At 74.2% G+C, this 22,813-nt stretch carries 1 protein-coding gene; it reads left to right on the top strand.

Annotated features, from left to right (window positions below; all coding sequences use genetic code 11):
• Positions 1–12 precede the first annotated feature (12 nt).
• Positions 13–22,776, top strand: coding sequence for a type I polyketide synthase (locus tag OHS58_RS21490; RefSeq protein ID WP_328649604.1), 22,764 nt, complete (start codon positions 13–15; stop codon positions 22,774–22,776).
• Positions 22,777–22,813 lie beyond the last annotated feature (37 nt).

Genomic DNA, 22,813 nt, shown 5'->3' with positions numbered 1-22,813 from the left:
AGGTGACTTCGAATGCCTGACGAAAGCAAGTACCTCGAGTACTTGAAGCGGCTCACGGCTGACCTGCGCACTGCCCGCCGGCAGCTGCGCGACGTCGAGGAGCGGGACACCGAGCCGATCGCCATCGTCGCGTCGAGCTGCCGCTTCCCGGGTGGGGTGCGCAGCCCGGAGGACCTGTGGGAGCTGGTCACGACCGGCGGTGACGCGATCTCGGACTTCCCCGGCGACCGCGGCTGGCAGCTCGAACCCGGTCCCGGCGGGCGGGTTCCGCAGGGCGGATTCCTTTACGACGCACCGAAGTTCGACGCCGGGTTCTTCGGCATCAGCCCGCGCGAGGCGCTGGCCGTCGACCCGCAGCAGCGCGTTCTGCTCGAGGTCGCTTGGGAGGTGTTCGAGCGGGCGGGCATCCCGGCGGACGCCGTGCGCGGCTCGGACACCGGCGTCTTCATCGGCGCGGCGTCTTCGCAGTACGGCGCGGGCGGCGGCGCGGAGCTGGCGGGGCTCGCGGGGCACCTGCTCACCGGCAACGCGACCAGCGTCGTCTCCGGCCGGCTGGCCTACACCTTCGGGCTGGAGGGCCCGGCGGTCACTGTGGACACTGCGTGCTCGTCTTCGTTGGTGTCACTGCACTTGGCGGTGCACGCGCTGCGCACCGGCGAGTGCTCGATGGCATTGGCCGGCGGCGTGACCGTGATGGCGCACCAGGGCACGTTCGTCGCCTTCGACAGCCAGCAAGGGCTTTCTCCGGACGGGCGCTGCAAGGCGTTCGCCGCCGCGGCCGACGGCACCGGCTGGGCCGAGGGCGCCGGCGTCCTGCTGCTGGAAACGCTTTCCGATGCCCGCCGCAACGGCCACGACGTCCTCGCCGTCGTGCGCGGCACCGCGGTCAACTCCGACGGCGCGTCCAACGGCCTGACCGCCCCGCACGGCCCGTCCCAGCGCCGGGTCATCCGCCAGGCGCTGGCCAACGCGCGGCTGTCCGCCGCGCACGTCGACCTGCTCGAAGCGCACGGCACCGGCACGAAGCTGGGTGACCCGATCGAGGCGCAGGCGCTGCTCGCCACCTACGGTCAGGAGCGCGAGCCGGGGCTGCCGCTGTGGCTGGGCTCGCTGAAGTCGAACCTGGGCCACGCCCAGGCCGCGGCCGGCGTCGGCGGCGTGATCAAGCTGGTCGAGGCGTTGCGGCACGCGAAGATGCCGCGCACCCTGCACGTCGACGAGCCGACCCCGCACGTCGACTGGGCTTCGGGTGCGGTCGAGCTGCTCACCGAGGAACGCGACTGGCCGGAGACCGGACGTCCCCGCCGCGCCGCGGTCTCCGGTTTCGGGATCAGTGGGACCAACGCGCACGCGATCCTGGAAGAGGCGCCGCCCGCACCGGTCGCTTCGGAGTCCGAGGACGCCGAGGTCGTCGTCATCCCGCCGCGCCCGCTGCCGTCGCCGCTGCCGGTGCTGGTGTCCGCCCGCAGCGCGGAGGCCCTGCGCGCACTCGCCGGGGATTTCGTCACCCACCTGACCGCGCGCCCCGAGCTGGGGCTCCCTGACGTCGCGTTCTCGGCCGCGGCCGGTCGCTCTTCCCTGGAACACCGGGCCGTCCTGCTCGCTGACGACCGCGACGCGCTGCTCTCCGGCCTCGCCGCGCTGGCGGGCGACACCGCCGCGCCGGGCTTGGTCCGCGGGGTCACGGCCGTGCGTGGCCGGCTGGCGTTCCTGTTCACCGGTCAGGGCAGCCAGCGGGCCGGCGCCGGACGCGAGCTGTACGCCGCGTTCCCGGAGTTCGCGGCCGCGGTCGACGAGATCTGCGCCGCGTTCGAGCCTCACTTGGCCCATCCACTCAAGACAGTCCTGTTCGACGAAACCGGTCTGCTCGACCGGACCGAGTACACCCAGGCCGCGCTGTTCACCCTCGAAGTGGCGCTGTTCCGGCTGCTGGCGCACTTCGGCGTCACGCCGGACTTCCTGGTCGGTCACTCGATCGGCGAGCTGGCCGCCGCACACGTCGCCGGGGTCTGGTCTCTGTCCGACGCGGTGACGCTGGTCGCCGCGCGCGGCCGGCTCATGCAGGCGCTCCCTTCGGGTGGCGCGATGGTGGCTCTGCAGGCGACCGAGGCTGAGGTTTCGGTATATCTGTCAGACCGTGTGACCGTTGCGGCGGTGAACGGTCCGGACTCGACGGTCATCTCGGGTGACGAGGACGCGATGCTGGCGGTCGCGGCACACTTCACCGACCTGGGCCGCAAGACCAAGCGGCTGACGGTGAGCCACGCGTTCCACTCGCCGCTGATGGATCCGATGCTGGCCGAGTTCCGCGGTATAGCTGAGTCTCTGTCTTACGGTCAGCCGGTTATACCGATCGTCTCCAACGTCACCGGCGCCCCGGCCACCGCGGCCGAGCTGGCCGACCCGGAGTACTGGGTGCGGCACGTGCGTGAGGCCGTCCGGTTCGCCGACGGCATGCGCACGCTGACCGCGAAGGGCGTCACGACGTTCCTCGAGCTGGGTCCGGACGGTGTGCTGTCCGCGCTCGGCCGCGAGTCCGCCGGCCCGGACGCGGTGTTCGCCGCCGTGCTGCGGGCCGGCCGTCCCGAGCAGGCCTCGGCGCTGGCCGCGCTCGCCGCCGTCCACGTGCACGGCGTCGCAGTGACCTGGCCGGTGCTGTTCGAGGGTGCTCGGCGGGTCGAGCTGCCGACCTACCCGTTCCAGCGGGAGCACTACTGGATCGAGCCGAGCGCCTCCACGCCGGCCACCACCGCCGAGGACTCCGGCTTCTGGCAGGCCGTCGACAGCGGCGACCCGGCCGCGCTCGCCGCCACGATCGACCCGGGCAACGCGCAGCTGGCGTCGTCGCTGGGCGAGGTCCTGCCCGCACTGGCCTCCTGGCGCGACCGCCGCCGCGAAGAATCCACTGTGGACGGCTGGCGATACCGGATCTCCTGGACCCCCAAGCCGACCGCGGCCGCCGAACTGTCCGGTACCTGGCTGGTCGTCGGCCCGCCCGGTCCGCTCACCGACTCGGCCGTCGAGGCCCTGGCCGCACACGGCGCGCGGGTCCGCTGGATCGCCGACGCGAGTGAATTGCCCGGCAACCTCACCGGTGTGAGCGGCCTCGCCGGTACGGGTGACATGGCTGGCAACCTCGCCGACGCGAGCGATCTGGCCAGCGACCTTGCCGATGAACCGCTCGCCGGTGTGCTCTCCCTGCTGGCGCTCGACGAGACCCCCGACCCCACCCACCTCGGTCTGACCACGGGCCTGACCGCCACGATCGAGCTGATCCAGGCCCTCGGCGTCACCGCGCCGATCTGGCTCGCCACCTCTGGCGCCGTCGCCACCGGCCGCGCCGACCGGGCCGTCGTCCCGGTACAGGCGCAGATCTGGGGCCTCGGCCGGGTGCTCGGCCTGGAGGAGCCCGGCCGCTGGGGTGGGCTCGTCGACCTCCCGGCCGAACTCGACGCCCGCGCCGGCGCCCGGCTGGCCGCGGTGCTCGCCGACGCCAGCGAAGACCAGGTCGCCGTGCGCGCCAGCGGCGTGTTCGCCCGCCGCCTGGTCCGCGCCCCGGCGACGCCGGTGCGCTCCTGGGCCCCGCGCGGCACCGTCCTGATCACCGGCGGCACCGGCGCCCTCGGCGCGCAGGTCGCCCGCCGCCTCGCCGCCACCGGCGCGGAACGCCTGGTGCTGACCGGCCGCCGCGGCCTGGACGCGCCGGGCGCGGCCGAGCTGCGCGACGAACTCACCGCGCTCGGCGTGGACGTCGTCGTCGCGGCGTGCGACGTCGCCGACCGCGACGCCCTGGCCGCGCTGCTCGCCGAACACCCGGTGACGTCGGTGTTCCACGCCGCCGGCGCAACCGGCTCGGCGCCGCTGCACGAGACGTCCCTTGCGGCGTTCGCGGAACTGTTGCGTGCCAAGGTGCTCGGCGCGGCCAACCTCGACGAACTCGTCGGCGACGTCGACGCCTTCGTCCTGTTCTCCTCGATCGCCGGGGTCTGGGGGAGTGGCGGGCAGGCCGCGTACGCGGCGGCCAACGCCCACCTGGACGCCCTGGCCGAGCAACGCCGTTCGCGTGGCCTGGCCGCGACCGCCATCGCCTGGGGCCCGTGGGCCGGGGGCGGCATGGTCGAAGGTGACGGTGAGCAGCAGCTGCGCCGTCGCGGCCTGCCGCCGATGGCCGCCGAGCCGGCGCTCGCCGCGCTGGCCGGCGCGCTCGACGGTGACGAGACCACGGTGACCGTCGCCGACGTGACCTGGGCGTCCTTCGCGCCCGGGTTCGCCGCGGCCCGCCCGCGTCCGCTGCTCGCCGAGCTGCCCGAAGCGGTCGCCGCGCTGACCGGCGGGCCCGCCCGCACCGAGTCCGGGGCCGGTGCCGAACTGCGTGCGCGGCTCGCCGCGCAACCGTCCGAAAAGGACGCTCTCGGCGTGCTCGCCGGGATCGTCCGCGCCGGCGTCGCCGCCGTGCTCGGGTTCACCTCGGTGGCCGACGTGCGCGACGACCGGCCGCTGGCCGACCTCGGTTTCGACTCGCTCACCGCCGTCGAGCTGCGTGATCTGCTGGCCACCGAGACCGGGCTGAACCTGCCCGCGTCGCTGGTGTTCGACCGGCCGACGCCGGAGCTGCTCGCCGCGCACCTGCACGCCGAGCTGATCGGCGACGCGCCGGTGGCGACCATCGTCACCACGTCCACTGTGGACGATCCGATCGCCATCGTGGCGATGAGCTGCCGGTACCCCGGCGGCGTCACCTCGCCCGAGGACCTCTGGCGCCTGGTGGAAGGTGGCCTCGACGGCATCGGCCCGTTCCCGGCCGACCGCGGCTGGGACCTCGACGCGCTGTACGACCCCGACCCGGACAACCCGGGCACCAGCTACACCCGCGAAGGCGGCTTCCTGCCCGCGGTCGGCGGGTTCGACGCGGCCTTCTTCGGCATCTCGCCGCGCGAAGCGCTGGCCATGGACCCGCAGCAGCGTGTGCTGCTGGAGACCGCGTGGGAGGCGTTCGAGCGCGCGGGCATCGACCCGCGTTCGGTGCGCGGCAGCCGGTCCGGCGTGTTCGTCGGCTCGAACGGCCAGGACTACGCGGCCCTCCTGATGCGCTCCGGCAACGCCGGTGAGGGCTACCTCGCCACGGGCAACGCCGCCGCCGTCGTGTCCGGCCGGCTGGCCTACACGTTCGGCCTCGAAGGCCCCGCGCTGACTGTCGACACGGCGTGCTCGTCGTCGCTGGTCGCGCTCCACTTGGCCGCCCAGGCGCTGCGCAACGGCGAGTGCGAGCTGGCACTGGCCGGCGGCGTCACGGTGATGACCACGCCGACCGCGTTCGCCGAGTTCTCCCGTCAGCGCGGCCTGGCCGCCGACGGCCGCTGCAAGTCCTTCGCCGCCGCGGCCGACGGCACCGGCTGGGGCGAGGGCGCCGGGCTTCTGCTGCTGGAAAGGCTTTCCGACGCGCAGCGCAACGGCCACCCGGTCCTCGCGCTCGTCGCGGGCAGCGCGGTCAACTCAGACGGCACGTCCAACGGCCTCACCGCGCCCAACGGCCCGGCCCAGCAGAACGTCATCCGCCAGGCGCTCGGCGCGGCCGGCCTCACGACGTCCGATGTGGACACCGTGGAGGCGCACGGCACCGGCACCGTTCTCGGCGACCCGATCGAGGCACAGGCCCTGCTGGCCACCTACGGCCGCGACCGCGACGGCGAGCCGCTGTGGCTGGGCTCGCTGAAGTCGAACATCGGGCACACCCAGGCCGCCGCCGGGGTCGGCGGCGTGATCAAGACGGTCCTCGCGATGCGGCACGGCCTCTTGCCCCGCACGCTGCACGTCGACGAGCCGACCCCGCACGTGGACTGGACGTCCGGTGCGGTCGAGCTGCTGACCGAGCCGCGGGCCTGGCCCGAGACCGGACGTCCGCGCCGCGCCGGCGTGTCGTCGTTCGGAGTCGGCGGGACCAACGCGCACACGATCATCGAGCAGGCCCCTTCGGCCGACCCGGCTCCGGAACGCGGCGCCCGCCCGTCGCTGGCGCCGGTCGTGCTGTCCGCGCGCACGCCGGCGGCACTGCGGGCGCAGGCGGCGGCGCTGACTGTGGACGTCGACCTGGGCGACCTCGCCTACTCCCTGGCCACCTCGCGGGCGGCGCTCGACCACCGCGCGGTCGTCACCGGGGAGACCGCCGAAGACGTCGAGCGCGCGTTGCGTGCACTGGCCGACGGCCGGTCCGACGCCGCTCTCGTCCGCGGTGAGGCCGGAGGCGGGCTGGCGTTCCTGTTCACCGGCCAGGGCAGCCAGCGAGCCGGGATGGGCAGTGAGCTGTACGCAACCCACCCGGTCTTCGCCGACGCGCTCGACGCGGTGTGCGCGGAGTTCGACACGCACCTCGACCGTCCACTGCGGACGGTCCTGGTCGAAGACTCCGCCTTGCTGGACCAGACCGCGTACACCCAGGCCGCGTTGTTCGCGGTCGAGGTCGCACTGTTCCGGCTGGTCGAGTCCTGGGGCCTGCGGCCGGACTTCCTGGCCGGGCACTCGATCGGCGAGCTGGCCGCGGCCCACGTCGCCGGGGTGCTGTCGCTGGCTGACGCGGTGACGCTGGTCGCCGCCCGGGGCCGCCTGATGCAGGCGCTGCCATCGGGTGGCGCAATGGTCGCCATCCAGGCGACCGAAGACGAGGTCACCCCGCACCTGACCGAGCGCGTGAGCATCGCCGCGCTCAACGGTCCGAACGCGACTGTCGTCTCCGGCGACGAGGACGCCGTGCTGGCCGTCGCCGCGCAGTTCGCGGACCGCAAGACCAAGCGGCTCACGGTGAGCCACGCGTTCCACTCGCCGCTGATGGACCCGATGCTCGACGAGTTCCGTGCGGTCGCCCGGTCCCTGACGTTCGCCCCGCCGCGGACCCCGATCGTCGCCGGTGACGTCACCGACCCGGAGTACTGGGTCCGGCACGTCCGCGACGCCGTCCGGTTCGCCGACGGCATGCGCACCCTGGCCGACCACGGCGTCACGACGTTCCTCGAGCTGGGCCCCGACGGCGTGCTGTCCGCCATGGGCCAGGACTGCGTCGCCGACGGCACTTTCGCGCCGCTGCTGCGGTCCGGCCGCCCGGAGCGCGACGCCGTCGCCACCGCGTTGGCCACCGCGTACGCGCACGGCGCGAAGATCGACTGGGCCGGGCTGTTCGCGGGCGCCGACGTCCGCCGGATCGACCTGCCCACCTACCCCTTCGAGCACACGACGTTCTGGCCCGAGCCCGCCACCGCCCAGGTTTCGGGCAGCGAAGACGCCGGGTTCTGGCAGGCCGTCGAAACCGGCGACGCGGACGCGCTCGCCGCGACCCTGAACCTGCCCGCCGGTTCGCTCGCCGACGTCCTGCCCGCGCTCGCCGGCTACCGCCGCCGCGGCCAGGACAAGTCCACTGTGGACTCCTGGCGCTACCGGATCGAGTGGCTGCCGGTGCCGTCGGACACGACCCCGGAGCTGGCCGGTCGCTGGCTGCTGGCCGGATCCGACGCTCTCGGCGTCACCGCCGCCCTCACCGCGCACGGCGCCGACGTCGAGCCGCTGACCCCGGCGGCGCTCGACGGCCCGGTCGCCGGTGTCGTCTCCCTGCTCTCGCTGGACGAGCGGGACGGCCTCGCCGCGACGCTGGACCTGGTCCAGACCCTGGCCGCGCACGAGGTCGCCGCCCCGCTGTGGCTGGTCACCTCGGGCGCCGTCGGCACCGGCCGCGCCGACCGGCCGCGCAGCGCGACCCAGGCGATGACCTGGGGTTTCGGCCGCGTTGTCGGCCTGGAGTACCCGCAGCACGGCGGTGGCCTGATCGACCTGGACACCACGCTGGACGAGCGCGCCGCCACCCGGTTCGCCCGGGTGCTGGCCGACGGCACCGAGGACCAGGTCGCGATCCGCGCCACCGGCGTCTTCGGCCGGCGCCTCACGCACGCCGCCCCCGCCACCACGGCCTGGACGCCGCGCGGGACCGTGCTGGTCACCGGCGGCACCGGCGCGCTCGGCGCCCACGTCGCCCGCTACCTGGCCGCGGAGGGCGTCGACCGGCTGGTGCTCACCAGCCGTCGCGGCCTGGACGCGCCGGGCGCGGCCGAACTGCGCGACGCACTCGCCGAGTCCGGTGTGGACGTTGTCGTCGCGGCGTGCGACGTCGCCGACCGCGACGCGCTCGCCGCGCTGCTGGCCGAGCACCCGGTGAACGCCGTCGTGCACGCGGCCGGCGCGGGTGACCCGGCGCGGCTCGCCGACCTGACGCGGGACGGGCTCGCCGCCGTCGTCGAGGCCAAGGTCGCCGGCGCGGCCAACCTCGACGAACTCGTCGGGGACGTCGACGCCTTTGTGCTCTTCTCGTCGATCGCGGGAGTGTGGGGGAGTGGTGGCCAGGCCGCCTACGCCGCTGCAAACGCTTTCCTCGACGCGCTCGCCGAGCAGCGGCGCGCCCGGGGCGTCCCGGCGACCGCGATCGCCTGGGGCCCGTGGGCCGAGGGCGGCATGGTCGGCGCCGAAGCCGAGGCCGACCTGCGTCGCCGTGGTCTGCCGGCGCTCGCACCCGAACTCGCCGTCACGGCGCTGACCTGCAACGATGCTGCTGTCGTCGTCGCTGACGTCGACTGGGCCCGCTTCGCTCCCGGTTACCAGCTGGTCCGGCCGCGGCCGCTGATCGGCGACCTGCCCGAAGTCCGCGCGCTCGACACCATCCCGGCGACCGGGGACCGGCCCGCGCTCGTCACCCGCCTCGCGCCGCTCGCCCCCGCCGAACGCGAGCGCGCTCTGCTCGACGTCGTTCGCGCGGAGGCCGCGCTCGCGCTCGGACACTCCGGCCCGGACGCCACCGCCGCGGTGCCGGCGGCCCGCGCGTTCCGCGACCTCGGGTTCGACTCGCTGACCGCCGTCGACCTGCGCAACCGCCTCACCGCGGCGACCGGGCTCGCGCTGCCCGCGTCGCTCGCCTTCGACCACCCGAACCCCGAGGCGCTCGCCCGGCAGCTCGACGCGGAGCTGTTCGGCGCCGTCCACAATGGACCCGAGACGCCGGTCGCGGTGGTGACCGGTGACGACCCGATCGTCGTCGTCGCGATGAGCTGCCGCCTGCCCGGCGGCGTGCGCAGCCCGGAAGACCTCTGGGACCTGGTCGTCTCCGGCGGCGACGCGGTGACCGAGTTCCCCGCCGACCGCGGCTGGGACCTCGGCGCGCTCTACCACCCGGACCCGGCGCACCCCGGCACGTCCTACGCCCGTACCGGCGGTTTCCTGCACGACGCGGGCGACTTCGACCCGGCGTTCTTCGGTATCAGCCCGCGTGAAGCGCTTTCGATGGACCCGCAGCAGCGGCTGCTGCTGGAGACGTCGTGGGAGGCGTTCGAACGGGCCGGCATCCCGGCGGAGTCCCTGCGGGGAAGCCGGACCGGGGTGTTTGTCGGCTCTAACAGCCAGGACTACGCGACCTTGCTGATGGTCGCGCGGCAGGACGCCGAGGGGTACGTCGCCACCGGCAACGCCGCGAGCGTCGTGTCCGGTCGGCTCGCCTACACCTTCGGGCTGGAGGGCCCGGCCGCGACGATCGACACCGCGTGCTCGTCTTCGCTGGTCGCGGTGCACTGGGCCGCGCAGGCGCTGCGGGCCGGCGAGTGCTCGCTGGCGCTGGCCGGCGGGGCGCTGGTGATGGCCACGCCCGGCACGTTCATCGAGTTCTCGCGCCAGCGCGGCCTCGCCGCGGACGGCCGTTGCAAGGCGTTCGCCGACGCGGCCGACGGCACCGGCTGGGGCGAAGGTGCCGGGATGCTGGTGCTGGAAAGGCTTTCCGACGCCCGTCGCAACGGGCACCCGGTTCTCGCGGTCCTGCGAGGCTCGGCGATCAACTCCGACGGCGCGTCCAACGGCCTCACCGCGCCGAACGGCCCGGCGCAGCAACGCGTGATCCGCCAGGCCCTCGCCGCGGCCGGACTGTCCACTTCGGACGTCGACGTCGTCGAAGCGCACGGCACCGGCACCACCCTGGGCGACCCGATCGAAGCGCAGGCCGTGCTCGCCACCTACGGTCGTGACCGCGACGGCGAGCCGCTGCTGCTGGGCTCGCTGAAGTCCAACATCGGGCACACGCAGGCCGCCGCCGGCGTCGCCGGGATGATGAAGATGATCCTGGCGATGCAGCACGGCACCGTGCCGAAGACGCTGCACGTCGACGCGCCGTCGTCCCAAGTGGACTGGACCGCGGGTGCGGTCGAGCTGGTCACCGAGGCCCGCCCGTGGCCCGAGGTGAGTCGTGCGCGGCGCGCCGCCGTGTCGTCGTTCGGCATGAGCGGCACGAACGCACACGTGGTGCTGGAAGAGGCGCCGCCCGCCGACCAGGCGCCCGCCGTCGCGGTGCCGGTGGCGCCGTGGACGCTGTCCGCGCACACCGCCGAAGCCCTGCGCGAGCAGGCCGCCCGGCTGCTGACGCACCTGGACACCGATGGCTGGGAGCCCGCGGACGTCGCGTATTCGCTGGCCACGACCCGGTCGCGGCAGCCGCACCGCGCGGCCGTGCTCGGCGCCGATCGCGAGACGCTGCTGGCCGGGCTCGCGGCTCTGGCCGCGGGCGAACCGTCGGCCCTCACCGGCGTCGCGGGGGAAGGCCGGCTGGCGTTCCTGTTCACCGGCCAGGGCAGCCAGCGGGCCGGGATGGGCCGTGAGCTGTACTCGACGCACCCGGTTTTCGCGGACACGCTGGACGCGGTGTGCGCGGAGTTCGACACGCACCTGGACCGTCCACTGCGGACTGTCCTCTTCGAGGCCTCCGAGCTGCTGGACCAGACGGCGTACACCCAGGCCGCGCTGTTCGCACTCGAGGTCGCCCTGTTCCGGCTGGTGGAGCACTACGGCCTCCGGCCCGGCTTCCTCGCGGGCCACTCGGTCGGCGAACTGGCCGCGGCGCACGTCGCCGGGGTCCTGTCGCTGGCGGACGCCGTGACGCTGGTCGCCGCGCGGGGTCGCCTCATGCAGGCGCTGCCGACCGGTGGCGCGATGGTCGCGATCCAGGCGACGGAGGCCGAGGTTTCGGTATATCTGTCAGACCGTGTGACCATCGCCGCGATCAACGGCCCGGCCTCGACCGTGATCTCCGGCGACGAGGACGCCGTCCTGGCGGTCGCGGAGCACTTCGCCGACCGCAAGACCAAGCGGCTCACCGTGAGCCACGCGTTCCACTCGCCGTTGATGGATCCAATGCTGGCGGAGTTCCGCGGTATAGCTGAGTCTCTGTCATACGGTCAGTCGGTTATACCGATCGTCTCCAACGTCACCGGCGAACTGATGACCGAGTTCGACGCGGACTACTGGGTCCGGCATGTGCGTGAGGCCGTGAGGTTCGCCGACGGCATGCAGACCTTGGCTGGTCGCGGTGTCACCACGTTCCTGGAGCTGGGCCCGGACGGCGTGCTCTCTGCGATGGGGCAGGACTGTGTCGCCGACGCCGTCTTCGCGCCCGTGCTGCGGAGTGGCCGGTCCGAGGAGCAGGCGTTCGCCCACGCTCTCGGCCAGGCGCACGTCCGCGGCCACGTCCCGGACTGGGCCACCGTCTTGACCGGCGCCCGTCGGATCGACCTGCCCACCTACGCCTTCCAGAACCGCCGCTATTGGCCGGAAGTCGAGCTGCCCAATGGGTTCGAGACCTCTTCGGACGATGCCGAGTTCTGGACCGTCGTCGAGGCTGACGACGCCACCGCGCTCGCCACGACCCTCGCCATTACCGAGCGCGACGCCGAGACCCTGCTGCCCGCACTGGCGAACTGGCGCCGGTCCGGCCAGGAGAAGTCCACAGTGGACTCCTGGCGGTACCGGATCACCTGGCAGCCGCTGACCGATCTGCCCGCGCCGGTGCTGTCCGGCACCTGGCTGCTGCTCGCCCCCGCCGGCCACCCCCTGTCCGGGGTGCTGACCCGCTACGGCGCGGAGACCGTCGTCGTCGAGCCCGCGGCCCGCGAAACCCTGGCCGTCGAGATCGCCGGCGCCGTCTGGGAACGCGAGATCGCCGGCGTGCTTTCGCTGGTCACGGCCGACGACCCGGCCACCGCGTCCGCGCAGCTGCTCGACGTGCTGCGGGCGCTGGGTGACGCCGACGTCGCCGCGCCGCTGTGGGTGGCGACGGAAGGCGCCGTCTCCACCGGACGCGCCGACCGCGTCCGCGCCGCCGGCCAGGCCGCCGCGTGGGGCCTGGGCCGGGTGGCCGGCCTCGAACTGCCGCAGCGCTGGGGTGGCCTCGTCGACCTGCCTGAGGTGCTCGACGAGCGAGCAGGCGCCCGCCTCGCCGGGGTGCTCACCGGCCCCGAGGACCAGGTCGCCGTCCGCGGCTCGGGTGTCCACGTCCGCCGTCTCGTCCGCGCCGACAAGTCCATAAAGGACGTCTGGACGCCGCGGGGCACTGTGCTCGTCACCGGCGGCACTGGCGCCCTGGGCGCGCAGGTCGCCCGCTGGGCCGCGGAAAACGGCGCCGAGCGGCTCGTCCTGACCAGCCGTTCCGGGCTCGCCGCGCCAGGTGCCGAAGCCTTGCGAGACGAACTCGGCGTCGACGTCGTGATCGCCGCCTGTGACGTCACCGACCGCGACGCCGTCGCCGCTCTGATCGCCGAACACCCCGTGGACGCCGTGGTGCACGCCGCCGGCGTCGACCGCCCGACGCCCCTGGCCGACGGCGACGCGGCCGAGTTCGCCGACGTCTTGGCGGCCAAGGTCGCGGGCGCGGCGAACCTCGACGCCGTGCTCGGCGAGACCGCGCTCGACGCGTTCGTCCTCTTCGCCTCGATCTCCGGGACCTGGGGATCCGGCGGCCAGGGCGCGTACTCCGCCGCCAACGCCTACCTCGACGCGCTGGCGCAGTCCCGCCGCGACCGCGGCTTGACCGCGACCGCCGTCGCGTGGGGCCCGTGGGACGGCGGCGGCATGGCCTCGCGCGGCGACGCCGCCGACCAGCTGCGCCGCCGCGGCCTCGAGCCGATGTCAGCGACGCTCGCGGTTCGCGCGCTCGCCCAGGCCGTCGGCGCCGGCGAAACCGCGCTGGTCGTGGCCGACGTCGACTGGGCGCGGTTCGCGCCGTCGTTCGCCGCGGGCCGCCCGCGTCCGCTGCTCGACACCATCCCCGAGGTCGCCGCCGCACTGGCCGGCGACGAAGAGACCGCCGAGACGTCCGAGTTCGCCCGGCAGCTGACCGGGCTGGCCGACGCCGAGCGCGAGCGGGTGCTGCTGGACCTGGTGCGCACGCACGCGGCCGCCGTTCTCGGCCACGCCGGCGTCGCCGAGGTCGAGCCCGCGAAAGCTTTCCGTGAGCTGGGTTTCGACTCACTCACCGCGGTCGAGCTGCGCAACGCCCTGGGCACCGCGACCGGCCTGCGCCTGCCCGCGACGCTGGTGTTCGACCACCCGACGCCGGCCGTCCTGGCCACGCACCTCGCCACGCTGCTGCTCGGCGGCGAGGCCGTCGCGCGGACCGCGGTCAGCACCGTGCGCGACGCCGACGACCCGATCGCGATCGTGGCCATGAGCTGCCGGTACCCCGGGGGCGTCCGCTCGCCGGAGGACCTCTGGCGGCTGGTGGCCGACGGCCGCGACGCGGTGTCCGAAATGCCCGGCGACCGCGGCTGGAACCTCGACGCGCTGTACGACCCGGACCCCGAGAGCGAAGGCACGTCCTACGCCCGCGAAGGCGGCTTCCTGCACGACGTGGCCGAGTTCGACGCCGACTTCTTCGGCATCTCGCCGCGCGAAGCGCTCGGCATGGACCCGCAGCAGCGGCTCCTGCTCGAGATCACCTGGGAGGCGTTCGAACGCGCCGGCATCGACCCGAAGGCGGTGCGCGGCACCGAGGTCGGCGTCTTCGCCGGCACCAACAGCCAGGACTACGCGGCGCTGCTGATGGCCGCGCCGCAGGGCGCCGAGGGACACGTCGCGACCGGCAACTCCGCCAGCGTCGTCTCCGGCCGGCTCGCCTACACCTTCGGGCTCGAAGGCCCGGCCGTCACGGTGGACACCGCGTGCTCGTCTTCGCTGGTCGCGCTGCACCTCGCGGCGCAGGCCCTGCGCAACGGCGAGTGCTCGCTGGCCCTGGCCGGCGGCGCGCTGGTGATGGCGACCCCGGGCACGTTCGTCGAGTTCTCGCGGCAGCGGGGCCTCGCGCCGGACGGCCGCTGCAAGGCGTTCGCCGCGGCCGCCGACGGCACGGGCTGGGGCGAGGGCGCCGGCATGCTGCTGCTGGAGCGGCTGTCCGACGCGCGCCGCCACGGCCACCCGGTGCTCGCGCTGGTGCGCGGGACGGCGATCAACCAGGACGGCGCGTCCAACGGCCTCACCGCCCCCAGCGGCCCCGCCCAGCAGCGCGTCATCCGGCAGGCACTGGCCAACGCCGGTCTGGCTGCTTCGGACGTCGACGCGGTCGAGGCGCACGGTACCGGCACAGTGCTCGGCGACCCGATCGAGGCCCAGGCACTGCTGGCCACCTATGGCCAGGACCGGTCCGAGCCCTTGTTCCTGGGGTCGCTGAAGTCGAACATCGGCCACACCCAGGCGGCCGCGGGTGTCGGCGGGATCATCAAGATGGTCCAGGCGATGCGCCACGGCGTGTTGCCGAAGACGCTGCACGTCGACGAGCCGTCCCCGCACGTCGACTGGACCGCGGGCGCGGTGTCGCTGCTGACCGAGGCGCACGACTGGCCGTCGGTGGACCGGCCGCGGCGAGCTGCGGTGTCGTCGTTCGGGATGAGCGGGACCAACGCGCACGCCGTCATCGAGCAGGCGCCGGACTCCACTCAGGCGCCGAACCTCACGACGGACGCCCAGCCGGTCGGCCGGGTGCCGCTGCTGGTGTCGGGCACCGACGCCGAAGCCGTCCGGGCGCAGGCCCGACAGTTGCTCGCGCACTGGGACGCCGCTCCGCACGTGACGCCGGCCGAGCTGGCCGTCGCGTCGGCGACCACCCGGGCCGCGCTGCCCGCCCGCGCCGCGCTCCTGGCCACCGGCCGCGACGAACTGCGGGCTGCCCTCGGTGCCCTCGGCCGCGGTGAAGCCGGAGCCGTCACCGGCACGGCGTCCGGTGGCCGGCTGGCGTTCCTGTTCACCGGCCAGGGGAGTCAGCGCGTCGGGATGGGCCGTGAGCTGTACGCGGCCTACCCGGTCTTCGCCGACGCCCTGGACGCGGTCTGCGCGGAGTTCGACACCCACCTGGACCGTCCACTCCGGACAGTCGTCTTCGAGGACTCCGCTCTGCTCGACCAGACCGCCTACACCCAGGCCGCGCTGTTCGCGATCGAGGTCGCCCTGTTCCGGTTGCTGGAGCACTGGGGCCTGCGACCGGACTTCCTGGTGGGCCACTCGATCGGCGAGCTGGCCGCAGCCCACGTCTCTGGTGTGCTGTCCCTGGCCGACGCGGTGACGCTGGTCGCCGCGCGGGGCCGCCTGATGCAGGCCCTGCCGTCCGGTGGCGCGATGGTCGCGCTCCAGGCGACCGAGGACGAGGTTTCGGTATATCTGTCTGACCGTGTGACCATCGCCGCTCTGAACGGCCCGACCTCGACGGTGATCTCCGGCGACGAGGACGCGGTGTTGGCGGTCGCGGTGCACTTCGCGGACCGCAAGACCAAGCGCCTCGCCGTCAGCCACGCGTTCCACTCGCCGCTGATGGACCCGATGCTGGCCGAGTTCCGCGGTATTACGGAGTCTCTGTCTTACGGTAAGACGGTTATACCGATCGTCTCCAACGTCACCGGTGAGCTGATCACCGAGTTCGACGCGGACTACTGGGTGCGCCACGTGCGCGAGGCCGTGCGATTCGTCGATGGCATGCAGACGTTGGAAGCGGCCGGGGTCACGACCTACCTCGAGCTGGGCCCGGACGGCGTGCTGACCGCACTCGCCCAGGACTGCGTGGCCGGCGGGGTGTTCGCCTCGGCGCTGCGGGGTGACCGTCCCGAGGAGGACGCGCTCGTCGCGGCCGTCGCCACTGCGCACGTCCACGGCGTTTCGCCGGACTGGGCGGCGGTGGCCGGGGGCCGTGGTGGCCACGTCGATCTGCCGACCTACGCGTTCCGGCGCCGTCGGTTCTGGCCCGAGGCCGCGGCGTCGGCCGAGCCTGTGGCCGGGACCGAAGCCGAGCGCGAGTTCTGGACCGCGGTGGAGAACGCCGATCTCGGCCGCCTCACCGGCACCCTCGCGCTCACCGGCGACGAGCCGTTCAGCGAGGTCCTGCCCGCCCTGTCGGCCTGGCGCCGGCAGCAGCACACCGAATCCACAGTGGACGGCTGGCGGTACCGGGCGACTTGGCAGCCCTGGACGGACCTCGGCGAACCCACACTGTCCGGCACCTGGCTGGTCTCCGACGGCGGCGCCGCCGTGTCCGACGCCGTGACCAGGGCCGGTGCGGACGTCGTCCGGATCACCCTGGACGAGACCCTCGCCGCGCAGCTCGCCGGCGTCGGCGAGGTGGCGGGCGTGCTCGCGGTGCTCACCGAGGACGACAGCGACCTCGCGATGCCGGGCAGCCTGAAGGCCGCCCTGACGGCGGTCCAGGCCGGCGTCGACGCCCCGCTGTGGGTGCTGACCAGCGGCGCCGTGTCGACCGGCCGGGCCGATCGGCTGCGCAACGCGGCCCAGGCGATGGTTTGGGGCCTCGGCCGCGTCGCCGCGCTCGAACTGCCCCAGCGCTGGGGCGGGCTGATCGACCTGCCCGAGGACTTCGACGAGCGGGCCGGCGCCCGCCTCGCCGGGGTCCTCGCCAGCGGCTTCGCTGGTACCGTCGGTGCCGCTGGCAACCGCGGCACCGACGGCATCTCCGGCGCTGGCAACCGCGGCACCGGCGGCATCTCCGGCGCTGGCAGCAATGGCGGCGGTGGCGGCACCAGCGGCAATGGCCGCAACGGCGAGACCGGCAGCAACGGCGGCGAGGACCAGGTCGCCGTCCGCGGCTCCGGCGTCTACGTGCGCCGTCTCGTCCGGGCTCCGCGACCGACGGCCACAACGTCGTGGACGCCTCGCGGGACCGTCCTGGTCACCGGCGGTACCGGGGCCCTGGGCGCGGAAGTCGCCCGCTGGGCCGCCAAGAACGGCGCCGAGCGGCTGGTGCTGACCAGCCGCCGCGGCCTCGACGCACCCGGAGCCGCGCAGCTGCGCGACGAACTCGCCGAGTCCGGTGTGGACGTCGTGATCGCCGCCTGCGACGTCGCCGACCGCGACGCCGTGGAGACCCTGCTGGCCGAGCACCCGGTAGACGCCGTGGTGCACACCGCGGGTGTCGACTTGCCGACCGATCTGACCACTGTGGACACCGAGGCGTTCGCTGACGTGCTGTCCGCAAAGGTTCTCGGAGCGGCCCACCTGGACAGTCTCGCCGGCGACGTGGACGCGTTCGTCCTCTTCTCCTCGATCTCCGGCGTGTGGGGCGCGGGTGGGCAGGCCGCCTACTCGGCCGCCAACGCCTACCTCGACGCGCTCGCCCAGTCACGCCGCGACCGCGGGCTGCCGGCCACGGCCGTCGCCTGGGGACCGTGGGCCGGCGGTGGCATGGCCTCGCGCGGTGACGCGACGGCCCACCTGCGCCGCCGCGGTGTCACGCCGATGCGGCCGGAGACGGCGATCGCCGCGCTCGCCCAGGCAGTGAACCAGGATCCGGCCGTGGTCGTGGCCGATGTGGACTGGACGCGGTTCGCGCCGTCGTTCGCCTCGGTCCGCCCGCGTCCGCTGCTCGACGGCGTGCCCGAGGCCCGGGCCGCCCTCGCCGCGGCCGAGGCCGGGCCGGTGCCCGGCGACGACACGTTCCGCACCCGGCTGGCCGGTATGGGCCGCGCCGAGCAGGACCGGACGCTGGTTGCACTGGTCCGGGCCGAGGCGGCCGCGGTGCTGGGCCACGACGGCGCCGCAGCGATCGAGCCCGGCCGGGCGTTCAAAGACCTGGGCTTCGACTCGCTCACCGCCGTCGAGCTCCGCAACCGGCTCGCGACCGCGACCGGTGTCCGGCTGCCCGCGACTCTCGTCTTCGACCACCCGAACTCCACCGCGCTGGCCGCGAGCCTGCGGGCGGATCTGGTCGGCGACACGGCGACCACCGTCGTGGAGACCATGTCCACAGTGGACGACGACCCGATCGCCATCGTGGCGATGAGCTGCCGTTACCCCGGCGGCGTGCGGTCGCCGGAAGACCTGTGGCACCTGGTCGCCGACGGCATCGACGCCGTCTCCGAGTTCCCCGCCGACCGCGGCTGGGACCTCGGCACGCTGTACGACCCGAGCCAGGAAGCGCCCGGAACGAGCTACGCCAAGGAAGGCGGCTTCCTGGACGGCGCGGCGGACTTCGATCCGGCGTTCTTCGGTATCAGCCCGCGCGAGGCCCTGGCGATGGACCCGCAGCAGCGGTTGCTGCTGGAGACGTCGTGGGAGGCGTTCGAGCGCGCAGGCATTCCGCCCGAGGCGTTCCGCGGCAGCCGGACCGGCGTGTTCGCCGGCACCAACAGCCAGGACTACGCGGCGCTGCTGTTCGGCGCGGCGGAGAACACCGAGGGGTACGTCGCCACCAGCAACGCGGCGAGCGTCGTCTCCGGGCGGCTGTCCTACACGTTCGGCCTGGAAGGCCCGGCGCTGACGGTCGACACGGCGTGCTCGTCGTCGCTGGTCGCGGTGCACCTCGCGGCCCAGGCGCTGCGGCAGGGCGAGTGTGAACTCGCACTGGCCGGCGGTGTCCTGGTCATGGCGACCCCGGGCACGTTCATCGAGTTCTCCCGCCAGCGCGCGCTGTCGGCGGACGGTCGCTGCAAGGCCTTCGCCGACGCCGCCGACGGCACGGGCTGGGGTGAAGGCGTCGGCATGCTCCTGCTGGAGCGGTTGTCGGACGCGCAACGCAATGGCCACCCGGTCCTGGCGATCGTGCGGGGGAGTGCGATCAACCAGGACGGCGCGTCCAACGGCTTGACCGCACCCAACGGTCCCGCGCAGCAGCGCGTGATCCGCCAGGCGCTGGCCGGCGCGAGCCTGTCCACTTCGGACGTCGACGCCGTCGAGGGTCATGGCACCGGAACCACCCTGGGCGACCCGATCGAGGCCCAGGCACTGCTGGCGACTTATGGCCAGGACCGCGAGACGCCGTTGCTGCTGGGGTCGTTGAAGTCCAACATCGGGCACACGCAAGCGGCGGCGGGTGTCGGCGGGATCATCAAGATGGTTCAGGCGATGCAGCACGGTCTCCTGCCGAAGACGCTGCACGTCGACGCGCCGTCGTCCCAAGTGGACTGGAATGCCGGTTCCGTCGAGCTGCTGACCGAGGCACGCGAGTGGCCCGAGGTGGGACGTCCGCGGCGCGCCGGCGTCTCGTCGTTCGGCATGAGCGGCACAAACGCTCACGTCATCCTCGAACAAGCCCCCGAAACGCAGGAGGCCACTGCCTCGGAGACACGGCCGGCGCTCCTGCCCTGGGTGCTGTCCGCGCGCAGTGCCCCGGCGCTGCGGGCCAGGGCTGCCGAACTGGCCGCCGACGTCGATCCGCTGGACCTCGCGCACGCTCTCGCCACCCGGCGCGGCGCGCACGAGCACCGCGCGATGATCGTCGCACCGGACCAGGAGACGCGGCTCGCGGCGCTGGCCGCGCTCGCCGCCGGTGCCGCCGCACCCGGCCTGGTCGAGGGCACGGTCGGCAACGGGGCGCTGGCGTTCCTGTTCACCGGGCAGGGCGCGCAGCGTGCCGGGATGGGCCGGGAGCTGTACGCGGCACACCCGGCGTTCGCGACCGCGTTCGACGCCGTCTGCGCTCACCTCGACCAGCACTTGGACCGTCCACTGCGGACGGTCGTGTTCGCCGCGCCCGGCTCGGACGACGCGGCGCTGCTCGACCACACCGGCTACACCCAGCCCGCGCTGTTCGCCCTCGAAGTCGCGCTGTTCCGGCTGCTCGAGAGCCTCGGCGTGACGCCCGGCTTCGTCGCCGGGCACTCCATCGGCGAACTGGCTGCCGCGCACGTCGCCGGGGTGTTCGACCTGGCCGACGCGGCCGCGCTGGTGGCGGCCCGCGGCCGGCTGATGCAGGCCCTGCCGTCCGGCGGTGCGATGGTCGCGATCCAGGCGAGCGAGGACGAGGTCGTGCCGCTGCTCACCGACGGCGTGGCGATCGCCGCGGTCAACGGTCCACAAGCGACGGTCGTGTCCGGCGACGAGCAGGCTGTACTGGATCTGGCCGCCGGATTCGGGGCCACCGGGCGCAAGACCCGGCGGCTCACTGTCAGCCACGCGTTCCACTCGCCGCGGATGGACCCGATGCTGGCGGAGTTCCGGGCCGTCGCCGAACGCGTCACCTACGCGTCGCCGCGGATCCCGCTGGTGTCCACAGTGACCGGTGAGCCGGCGACCGAGCTCGGCGCGGACTACTGGGTCGGCCAGGTCCGCGAGGCGGTGCGTTTCGCGGACGCGGTCCGCGCTCTGGAGGCGGCCGGCGCGACGACGTTCGCCGAGATCGGCCCGGACGGCGTGCTCAGCGCGATGGCCGCCGAGTCGTTCACCGGCGTGACCGAGGACCCGGTCGTGACGCCGGCCCTGCGCGGCGACCGGCCCGAGGCCGACGCGTTCGCCGCCGCCCTGGCCAGGCTCTACGTCCGCGGGTTCGCCCCGGACTGGGACGTCGTCTTCGCCGGCACCACGCCGCGCCGGGTCGACCTCCCGACCTACCCGTTCCAGCACGCCCGCTTCTGGCCCACGGCCGCGCCCGTTCCGGAAAAGGCTTCCGCGGGCGACGACGAGTTCTGGACGGCCGTGCGCCAGGGTGACTTGTCGACACTGCCGGGGTTCCCCGCAGACGCACTGCAGGAAGCGCTGCCCGCGTTGACCGAGTGGCACGAAGGCCGCCGGGAACAGTCCATCGTGGACTCCTGGCGCTACGGCGTCCGCTGGGTCCCGTTCGAGACCAGCGCCTCGCCGATGCTCAAGGGGACGTGGCTGGTCGTCGGCGTGCCCGGCGACGAGCGCACCGCTTCGATCGCCGACGCGCTGGAAACGCACGGCGCGAAGGTCGTCGGCATCGACGTCGACCCGCACGCGGCGTTCGCGGACCAGCTGCTGCTCGCCACCGCCGGGCACGAGTTCGCGGGCGTGCTTTCGCTGCTCGGCACCGCCGGGGGCGCGCACCCGGAGCACCCGGTGCTGCCCACGGCGGTGGCCGGCACGGTCACTCTCGTCCAGGCGCTGGAGGAGATCGGGCTCGTCGCTCCTTTGTGGATCGTCACCCGCGACGGCGTCGACCGGCCGGAACCGGCGCAGGTCTGGGGCCTCGGCCGGGTCGTCGCGCTGGAGTACCCGCAGCGCTGGGGCGGTCTGGTCGATATCCCCGAGCGGTTCGACGAGCGCGCCGCGACCCGCCTGGCCGCGGTGCTCGCAGGCAATCGAGACGGGGAGGACCAGGTCGTGATCCGGCCGTCCGGGACGCTGGCCCGCCGGCTGGAACGGCGGCCGCGCACCGGCACCGGCACCTGGACCCCGCGTGGCACGGTGCTCGTCACCGGCGGCACCGGCGCCCTCGGTGCCCGGGTCGCGCTGTGGCTGGCGAAGAGCGGCGCCGAGCACCTGGTCCTGACCAGCCGCCGGGGCGCGGACGCGCCCGGCGCCGCCGAACTGACCGCCGGGCTCACCGAGCTGGGTGCCCGGGTGAGCGTGGTCGCCTGCGACGTCGCCGACCGCGACGCCGTGGCGAAGCTGGTCGCCGAGTACCCACCCAACGCCGTCGTGCACGCCGCCGGACTGGACGTCCCGGTGCCGCTGCCCGAAGTCACACCGGCGCTGTTCGCGCAGGTCCTGGCCGGGAAGGTGGCCGGCGCGCGGCACCTGGACGAGCTGCTCGGCGACACCCCGCTCGACGCGTTCGTGCTGTTCTCCTCGATCTCCGGGATCTGGGGCAGCGGCGGCCAGCCGGCCTACGCGGCGGCCAACGCGAGCCTCGACGCGCTCGCCGTGTCCCGGCACGCCCGGGGCCTGGCGGCGACCGCGGTCTCGTGGGGTCCGTGGGCCGACGGCGGCATGGCGCAGGGCGCACCCGAAGAGCACTTGCGCCGTCGTGGCCTGCCCGCGATCGCGCCGGACGCGGCGATCACCGCGCTCGGCCAGGCTCTCGCGGACGGCGACCCGCAGTTGACCGTCGCCGACGTCGACTGGGCGCGGTTCGCCCCGGCGTTCTCGGTGAGCCGGGCGCGGCCGCTGCTGACCGGCGTGCCGGAGGCGGCGAAAGCCGTGGCCCCGGCGGAAGAACCGGTCGCCGTCGGCGAAACCGCTTTCAGCCGGCTGCTCGCCGACGCTCCGGCGTCCGAGCGGCAGGACGCGCTCACCGGGGCGATCCGGCGGGAGGCCGCGGCCGTGCTGGGCCACGCCGACGGCGTCGAGCAGGTCGGCCCGAACCGGGCGTTCCGCGAGCTCGGGTTCGACTCGCTGACCGCGGTCGAACTGCGCGACCGGCTCGCCACCGCGTCCGGGCTGCGGCTGCCGGCGACGCTGGTCTTCGACTACCCGACGCCGTCGGCGCTGGCCGCGCACCTGCTGGCCGGGCTGGCCCCGGACGCCGGTTCGTCGCTGCTGGACGAGTTGGAACGCCTGGAGACGGCGTTGGCCACCGCCGGCGTTCCGTCCGGAGTGGACGATCTGCACGGCGCGGTCGCCGCCCGGCTGCAGGCGGTGCTGGCGCGCTGGAACGACCGCCGCGCCGCCGAGCCGAAGGTGACCGCCGCGCAGCAGCTGAGCGACGCGAGCGCGGACGAACTCCTCGAATTCATCGACAACGAGCTGGGGATGTCATGACGGGCACGAACCGTCCACTGGGGAATGAGGGGCAGGC

This window comes from Amycolatopsis sp. NBC_00348 (assembly GCF_036114655.1).
Taxonomy (GTDB): domain Bacteria; phylum Actinomycetota; class Actinomycetes; order Mycobacteriales; family Pseudonocardiaceae; genus Amycolatopsis.
The sequence above is the reverse complement of the archived record's forward strand: the minus strand, read 5'-3'. Positions and strand labels throughout refer to the sequence as shown.

Excerpts from the sequence above, each read along its gene's own strand:
- OHS58_RS21490 (WP_328649604.1), top strand. The coding sequence starts at position 13 with ATGCCTGACGAAAGCAAGTACCTCGAGTACTTGAAGCGGCTCACGGCT.